12 protein-coding genes are annotated in these 8147 nt (G+C 34.9%); 1 reads left to right on the top strand and 11 read right to left on the bottom strand.

The genetic code is table 11. The features are described from left to right. A partial coding sequence (locus AC220I_RS14470) for a D-alanyl-D-alanine carboxypeptidase family protein (protein WP_486724562.1) occupies positions 1–1065 on the top strand: 1065 nt, incomplete at its 5' end. A gap of 68 nt (positions 1066–1133) precedes the next feature. On the opposite strand, the gene AC220I_RS14465 is transcribed toward AC220I_RS14470, so the two are convergent. The 11 genes from AC220I_RS14465 to rplU form a co-directional block, all read right to left on the bottom strand. Further along, positions 1134–1514: a RidA family protein gene (locus tag AC220I_RS14465; RefSeq protein ID WP_486724561.1), complete on the bottom strand. Its 381-nt coding sequence runs from the start codon at positions 1512–1514 to the stop codon at positions 1134–1136. 9 nt (positions 1515–1523) lie between these two features. Then, positions 1524–2156, bottom strand: a complete 633-nt coding sequence (locus AC220I_RS14460; RefSeq protein WP_486724560.1) for a helix-turn-helix transcriptional regulator — start codon at positions 2154–2156, stop codon at positions 1524–1526. 11 nt (positions 2157–2167) lie between these two features. After that, positions 2168–2500: a ribosome silencing factor gene (rsfS, locus tag AC220I_RS14455; protein ID WP_486724559.1), complete on the bottom strand. Its 333-nt coding sequence runs from the start codon at positions 2498–2500 to the stop codon at positions 2168–2170. Between the two features lie 43 nt (positions 2501–2543). After that, entirely contained in the window at positions 2544–3536 is a 993-nt protein-coding gene (locus AC220I_RS14450; protein ID WP_486724558.1) for a calcium/sodium antiporter, read from the bottom strand. Continuing rightward, a complete protein-coding gene (gene yqeK, locus AC220I_RS14445) occupies positions 3536–4105 on the bottom strand; it encodes a bis(5'-nucleosyl)-tetraphosphatase (symmetrical) YqeK (RefSeq protein ID WP_486724557.1) in 570 nt (189 codons plus the stop codon). The genes AC220I_RS14450 and yqeK overlap by 1 nt, the downstream gene beginning before the upstream one ends. Positions 4106–4214: 109 nt before the next feature. Beyond that, positions 4215–4829 carry a nicotinate-nucleotide adenylyltransferase gene (gene nadD / locus AC220I_RS14440; RefSeq protein WP_486724556.1) on the bottom strand — a complete coding sequence of 205 codons (615 nt, stop codon included), beginning with the start codon at positions 4827–4829 and terminating at the stop codon, positions 4215–4217. 115 nt (positions 4830–4944) lie between these two features. After that, entirely contained in the window at positions 4945–5370 is a 426-nt protein-coding gene (yhbY, locus tag AC220I_RS14435) for a ribosome assembly RNA-binding protein YhbY (protein ID WP_486724555.1), read from the bottom strand. A 10-nt stretch (positions 5371–5380) separates the two neighbouring features. Beyond that, positions 5381–6658 carry a GTPase ObgE gene (obgE, locus tag AC220I_RS14430; RefSeq protein ID WP_486724554.1) on the bottom strand — a complete coding sequence of 426 codons (1278 nt, stop codon included), beginning with the start codon at positions 6656–6658 and terminating at the stop codon, positions 5381–5383. A 327-nt stretch (positions 6659–6985) separates the two neighbouring features. Further along, complete coding sequence (gene rpmA, locus AC220I_RS14425) at positions 6986–7267, bottom strand: 50S ribosomal protein L27 (RefSeq protein ID WP_486724553.1); 282 nt, start codon at positions 7265–7267, stop codon at positions 6986–6988. Continuing rightward, the gene (locus tag AC220I_RS14420) at positions 7251–7601 is read right to left on the bottom strand and encodes a ribosomal-processing cysteine protease Prp (RefSeq protein WP_486724552.1); all 351 of its coding nucleotides are present in this window, start codon (positions 7599–7601) and stop codon (positions 7251–7253) included. The genes rpmA and AC220I_RS14420 overlap by 17 nt, the downstream gene beginning before the upstream one ends. 5 nt (positions 7602–7606) lie before the next feature. After that, positions 7607–7915, bottom strand: coding sequence for a 50S ribosomal protein L21 (gene rplU, locus AC220I_RS14415; RefSeq protein WP_486724551.1), 309 nt, complete (start codon positions 7913–7915; stop codon positions 7607–7609). Between the last annotated feature and the right edge of the window lie 232 nt (positions 7916–8147).

Here is an 8147-nt window from a genome sequence, read left to right as displayed (position 1 = left end):
GGTGAAGTTCTTACCGTAAATCAACTTCTACACGCCATGCTCATGGTTAGTGCCAATGATGCTGCTGAAGCACTCGCTAAAACACATTCTGGTTCAATTGAAGCCTTTGCAAAGGTCATGAATGAACGTGCGGCTTCAATGGGTGCTTTGAACTCAAATTTTCAAAATCCACACGGGCTCCCCGATCCAGACCACTTAACAACTTCATATGACTTGGCCATGATTGCTAAATACGCCATGAAAAATGATACATTTCGCGAAATCGTCATGACACCACGTTTTGAAATTCCTGCAAATGATATAAAAGACGAAATAAGGTATTTGAATCATTCAAACAAGTTCATTCCAGGCGTTCCAGGCTCAAGCGACAAGATTTCTTATAGAGGCTCTACTGTAACAAAGGGCTATGATTTAATAACAGGTATAAAGAGTGGCTATACGACAAAAGCCCTCCATTGCTTTGTGGGGGCGGCATCTTATGAGGGCCGCAATTTCATTTCGGTTATTATTAAATCACAAGGTACTGACATGTATGTCGATACTCGTAAACTCCTTGACTATGGGATGTTCGGGACAGTAACCTATCAGTTATATGACTTTGGGGAATTTGTTACTCAGAAGGTACTAGATGATAAACGCGAGACAAGTCTTCAGCTTGTTACAGAAAACGCACTCTCAGTGGATTTACCTACTGGCCTATCTGTCTCAGATCTCGTTAGAAAAGAGACCATTCAAGATCAGATTACTTTGCCAGTTGAAAAAGGTGAGGTCCTAGGAAATGTCTCATATTATTTAAATGACGTCCTCTTATGTGAAACCAACTTAGTTGCGGCAGATACTTACCTTGGTGAAGATCTCATAACCGAAGAGACAAAGGCCTTTGATGCACCTAAAGCGGATTTCTTTAATCTAAAAAATATATTTTTCTTGGCTCTTAAAATATTCGCGGCTATTATCTTATGGCGGACGATCGTAACTGTTAATCGACTAAGGCAATTAAGGCAACAAAAGATAAGCGCTCGAAAAAAACAGTTAAAAAACAGACATAGATCTGATAACAAGTAATTAGAACTTGCCATAAAACAAGAAAAAAGCTATTAAATTATATTTAATAGCTTTTTTTACGTTACTAATTATCCAATATAAGCAATCATCTCTATTTCAATATCTGCACCTAATGGTAATTTTGCCACTTCAAAAGCAGCTCTTGCAGGTTTGTGATCAGTGAAGTATTCAGCATAAACCGCATTCATATCCGCAAACTGAGTAATATCGTTTAATAATACAGTAACCTTCACAACATCTTTAAATGAAGCGCCTGCTTCTTCTAAAATTGCTTTAGCATTTTCTAAAGATTGTTTTGTCGCAAGCTTGATGTCATCCTTTACAAGCTCACCTTTGCCTGGTATTAATGGTAATTGACCTGAAACATAAATAAAACCACCTGCTTCAACGCCTTGAGAATATGGACCTACTGCTGCAGGTGCTTTTTCTGTTGCAATAATTTTTAACATATCTGCCTCCTATTTTGTTTCTCGAATACCATCGAGATAATTATATATTGTATATCTTGATACTTGCAAAGCATTTGCAACATAATCAATAGCACCTTTGATTAAAAAGACGCCTTTTTCTTCCAGATCTTTGACAATACTAACCTTTTCATCCTTTGTTAAATAGATGACTGGTCTACCATACTTATGAATTGTATTCTCAACAATATCATAAAGCACATCATTGACCTTGTTAACCTCGCCAATGGCTTCAACCTCTTTCTCATCAACCTTGCAAAGCTCATTCATGATATTTCTGGCACTGAGCATATCTGTAATGTCAAAATTAATGCACATGCAACCGATAATATTCTGATCTAAATCTCTGATAAAAGTTGTTGTTGATTTAAGTTCTCTACCTAGCGTGCTTTTTCCCGTATAATTATAAACATCGTGTCCTTCTTGATGTTTATTAATGATTTTAAGGATAGAATCCGTCATTTTTGTTTCACTATTACGTCCAGTTACATGTCCGTTAAAAATGGCAATAATGGAATTTTCCAGATTATTGAAGTCATGAACTACAACCTCACAATTTGAGCCGAAGGTTTCAGCAACCCCCTTTGCCACTGGTATAAATTTCTCAAGAATTGGATGAATCATATCTTACCCCCCTAAAATTCAATACGCCTTGCATCGTTCCAAATTCTCTCAAGATTATAGTAATCCCTTAAATCCCTATTAAATATATGGATTACAATATCGCTATAATCTAAGAGTACCCATTCGCCTTTTTGTCTACCTTCTTTATGCTTAGGTGTAATTTGCTCTTTGGCTAATTCTTTTTCTATATAGTCACTCAAAGCATTGATATGTGTTGATGAGGTTCCTGTGACAACAATAAAATAATCAGCGATAGTTGTCACTTCTTTTAAGGATAAGGTAACAATATCCTGAGCCTTCTTATCTAAAAGTAAATCATGTATTTTTTTAATCAAATTTTCCATTTCACACTCCTGGGATATGACTATCCTAAACGAAAAGTTACATTTATGCAATAGTAATCAAAATAAAAATATATAAAAAATATAATAAAAGCATTAAAACGCCTTGGTTTTTCGAAATTTTTCCCCTAAAGAATACAGGAATTATCATAATGAGCATCAAAATTACAGAGACAGGTATATCCAATACTAATGTTTGCGCCTTATTCTGTAATGCATAATTTAAAATTGAAAAGTTGCTCCTAGGAATAATTAATCCATTTTTAGAGATTAAGCTGGAAACAGTTAAGATTAGATTTATATTAAGAATATTGGCACCAATAATATTACCAACGCCAATAGCGGAATCTTTTTTTATAATGGAAGAAATCGTTGTCGTTAGTTCAGGTAAAGACGTCCCTAAAGCAATAAAAGTTAAAGCAATTATATTTTCAGGTACACCAAATATTTGAGCTAGGACGATGCCGTTATCCACAAGAAGACGTGCCCCAAAGATTATAAAAATAGCGCCTGATACAAATTTCAACAAATTATTTCTGATTGTCTTCGGATCTCTTTCTACTGCCTCATCTTTTTCATAACTATTTTCACGGATACTCTTAATATTATAATAAATAAAATAAGCTAAAAATGCAATAAGGATCAAGGATTCTGCCTTGGTTAACACATTATCTAAAGCCAGTAATGAGAAAGTAATTGTAGAGAGGATCATAATCATACCCTTTATCATATAAGGCTTTTTCTTTATGTCTATGGTCATTGACATGAACGCAAGCGCACTGATTAAGCCAATATTACAAATGGTTGATCCAACGGCATTCCCAATAGCGATGTCTACGTTACCCTTAAGAGATGCTTGAACAGAAACCAATAATTCTGGCAGGGTCGTTGCAAAACTTACGATGGTTGCCCCAACTATAAAAGAGGGTATACCTGTTGCACGTGCCATCCATGATGATGAATCGACAAACCAATCTCCACCTTTAATAATCAAGAATAGACCCAAAAGGAACATTAGAAATACAATAATATTTGACATTATAGGCTCTCCTCTTTAATCGTTTCTATCATTTCATAAGTATTTAAGTGCATTTTTTGATTGTTCTCTTCAAAGTATCCTTGACACAAATCGTAAAATCTTAGAATAGCTTGGTCGAGATTTATACGAGCCAAAACGCGCAATTCATCAACACCTTCAAAGTGCCTTGAGGGTTCTATGACGTCTGCCATGTAGACCAATTTAGATAGTAAAGACATGTTTTTTTCACCATAAGTATGCCATTTGACTGCATCAAGTATTTCTTGATCTGTGCAGTTAAACTGTTTTTCCAATATAATCGCACCAATTTCACCATGGGCTAAGTTGGGGTTATGAACAATTGATGGGTCGAGTTTAATATGATATTTTTTTATATATAAAAGTGCTTCCTCGTCGCTCATTTCTTTTGCTATATCATGTGCAAGTGAAGCGTATGCCGCTTTAAAGGGGTCAATATTATATATTTCTGCAAGTGTCTTTGCAACTTGTGCAACTTGTACTGTATGCTTATACCTCTTCTTTGATAAATGCTGCTTCAAGTATTGCTTCAACTTATAGGTACTTAACACTAGGCCCTCCAAAATTGTAAATTTACATATTTTTGATTAGAAAATCAAGTTCATTTTAAAGACTAATTCTATCTCAAAATCATAATTTTTCTTAAATATATAATTTTCCTTAAATATATAATTTTTCTTTAAATATATAGTTTTCAACAGATTCAGGCAGTAAATATTTTATACTCTTGCCCTCCATAACTCTGTTTCTAATGTCTGTTGAACTGATCGCAAGCGCTGGAACCGTGCAAAGTTCAATATGTGCCCCCAACTCAATTGAAAGCTCTTCTATTTTTGTTTTTAGAAGATTTTCATCAATTCCAGGTCTTGAAGCACCTATAAATTTTACATATTTGACTAGTTCTTTATAATTTTTCCATGTATCTAAGAGTATAATTGCGTCAGCACCTGTAATAAAATAGAGTTCATCATTAGCAGTAAACTCATCTTTAAGTGTTTTAATGGTATCAATCGTATAGGTAATCTCATTTTTTTTGATTTCAATATCAGAAACCGTAAAACTAGGATTTGATGCAGTGGCAAGCAAAGTCATCATATATCGATGCATTTTATTGGCTGGAAGATGATTTTGTTTATGTGGCGCATTTCCAACGGGTATAAAAATAATTTGATCTAATTCAAAACTCGTGCGAATTTGCTCTGCAAGCATGAGATGTCCATAATGTATTGGATCAAATGTGCCACCCATTATTCCTATTTTTTTTGTCTGTGTCATGACTTCCTCTTTACTCATCATATAAATTTTAGTCACATAGCATTATGACTGTTACTTTTAAACTTATATCAAAGCTTAAAAATAACAGTCATTATTTTTTCCATGTTAAATTAGTCTAACCTTTTTTCGCTCTAGACTTTTTACCTTGTAAAGGCTTTGAAATTCTACCGCCTTTTTTTGTAACACGTGTTTTATCAGAAGGTTTCTGATTTTTTTTAAGCATATTGATTTTAACACGTGTGTTGTCCGCGCCTGGTATTTCAAGCATTGGATTCTCTCTTGATTGTCTATAAATCGTAAATTTATTGCCTATGGCTTGAACAAACTCAGCATCTAGTGCTTTTGCAACTTCAGAAGCTGCTGCTGTTGCATCTTCAAGACTATTGTCTAGGACATTTACTTTAACGATTTCATGATGCTCTAATAATTCATTCATCTGAGCTAAAAAACTCTCAGAGATACCTTCTTTTCCAAGTTGAGCCATTGGCTTTAACTTATTTGCAAGGCTTTTTAAAAAACTTCTTTGTTTTCCAGTTAACATTTAAGGTCTCCTAATCGTAGAATTCAAATTCTAAATCAAATATTCTAACAGTATCGCCATCTTCTATGCCTAATTCTCTCAGATGATCGAAGACACCCTTGTTTTTAAGAACATTTTGGAATCTTCTTAAGGATTCTATATCGCTAAGATTAGTGGAAAACAGCAATCTCTCTAAATAATCACCTTCAATACAGTAAACATCATCATCCATAAAGTACTTGATTTCATTTTCATTCGATAAGTCAAGTTCTTCTACAAAATAATCATCTTCATCTATAAGCGGTGTATCTTCAATTGTATCTAAAAGCTCGGTTACATAATTAAGTAGTGGCTCAATACCCTGTCCAGTAGCAGCAGAGATTGGGAATACCTTGTAACCATCTGCTTCGATTTTCTCTGTAAAAGTTTTAAGGGCTTCATCATCAAACAATAAATCCATTTTGTTGGCAGCAACAACCTGAGTTCTTGTGGCAAGTCTCTCATTGTAACCGAAAACTTCATTGTTTATTGTGCAAAAATCTTCGTATGGATCTCTTCCCTCAAGGCCTGAGACATCAACAACATGAATCAAAACCTTAGTACGTTCCACGTGTCTTAAGAAATCAAGACCTAAGCCCACACCTTCTTTAGCACCTTCTATAAGGCCTGGAATGTCAGCAATGACAAAACTTTTACCCTTAATGGCTTCAACAACACCTAAATTAGGTTGAAGTGTTGTAAAATGATAATTTGCAATTTTTGGTGTTGCTTTTGTGGTTGCTGCAAGGAAAGTAGACTTCCCTACATTAGGGAATCCTAATAATCCAACATCTGCAAGCATTTTTAACTCTAAAACGATATTACGTTCTTGCCCTTTACCACCCTTTTCAGCAAAGGTAGGCGCTTGTCTAGTTGAAGTTGTAAAATGTGTATTTCCTTTTCCCCCGCGGCCACCTTTAACAAGGATTGCCACTTGGCTTTTTTCTTTTAAGTCTACAATGACCTTTCCTGTATCTGCGTCTCTAATAATCGTCCCCTGAGGCACTCGAATCACAAGATCTTCAGCATACTTTCCAGACATCTTCTTTTTACCGCCATCTTCGCCGTTTTCACAAACATACTTACGCTTATATCTAAAGTCCATAAGTGTTCTCATGCTGTTATCCACAACTGCAACAACGTTACCGCCACGACCGCCATCGCCGCCGTCTGGTCCGCCGTCTGGCACATATTTTTCTCTTCTAAAGCTTACTTTGCCGTTTCCACCATCGCCAGCCTTAACAAATATTTTAGCTATATCTATAAACATTTTACACCTCTTCTTTACAAGGTATCGCTTTACGCATCAAAAAAAACAGACGTTTCTTTTAAAATCATGAACCATACTCTTATTCTAACAATAATTTAAAAGATATCCAATATCTTTAATCATTTATTTTAAAAACTACAAACACATAACACATTTAAAACAACATTTGTGCCATCTTGCAATGACTCAAAACAATTTTCACTGACGCTTTTGAGGTTGAACACCCCTTGTTCTCATCTAACCGCTTTTGAACACTCTTTCTCAAAGCTGGACGAGAACTAATGATATACAATAAAAATGTCCATCATGGTTGATGGACATTTTAGACTAAGCTTCGTAAACGCTTATTTGTTTTTTATCTCTACCTTTTCTTTCAAACTTAACAACGCCTTCTACTTTAGCGAATAATGTATCATCGCCGCCGATGCCAACGTTATTACCAGGGTGAAATTTGGTACCTCTTTGTCTAACTAAGATGCTTCCTGCACTTACTTTTTGTCCATCAGCTCTTTTAACGCCGAGTCTCTTTGAATGAGATTCACGACCATTTTTAGAAGAACCAACACCTTTTTTACTTGCGAATAACTGTAAGTTAAAAGTTCTTAACATCTCCCTGCACCTCCTTCATTCTAAGTTTTACGTACTCTGGGTACGTTCCTTCTATGCCTTCTATACCGACTATGAAAGTTTCAAATATAATATTTGTCCTTTCAGATCGATATGCCTGTTCGATACTTAACGACAAATGGCCATTGCTAATTTTAAGGTTCATTGACTTCTCAGGAACTTTCCCAATCTGTTCAATCGCATTCGCTACAGTCTGTGCTAAAACAGAAACTGCTGCACATACAAGATCTTTTCCTGGTTCAGCCGAATATGCATGACCAGTTACCTTAAGACTATAATAGAAATCATCTGCCTTTGATACATCAACCTTAATCATTTTAATTATAAAGTGATGTTTTCAATTTTAACTTTTGTGTATGGTTGTCTATGACCTTGTTTCTTTCTGTAATCTTTTTTGTTTTTGTATTTAAAAATGATTACTTTTGGTCCTTTACCATTTTTCACAACTGTTGCAGAAACTTTTGCAGAAGAAACAGCTTGACCAAACTCTAAACCATTATCTCCAGAAACTGCTAAAACTTGCTCAAACACGTAAGATTCGCCTTCGTTAACATCTAACTTCTCTACGAAGATTTCATCGCCTGCTTGAACTTTGTATTGTTTACCACCAGTTTGAATAATTGCGTACATATCGCACCTCCTCTATCCTTTCTCGCCAAAACTAGGTACACTAACGTGTTTCTGTTAACCCGTTTCATGCGGCTACCCGAATAATATTATCATACGGATGTTGAAATGTCAATTGTTTTTCATGACATTAAATATTTTTTTTAAATACTCTAACCTAGGCTTCAATATTTGAAGCAATTTTAAAATTTTCATTTTTCTTATTGTTTTTTTGAAGCTTAATTTTTATAGGAAT

The sequence above is a fragment of the Fusibacter sp. genome (assembly GCF_057447755.1).
This window is presented reverse-complemented; position numbering and strand designations above follow the sequence as displayed.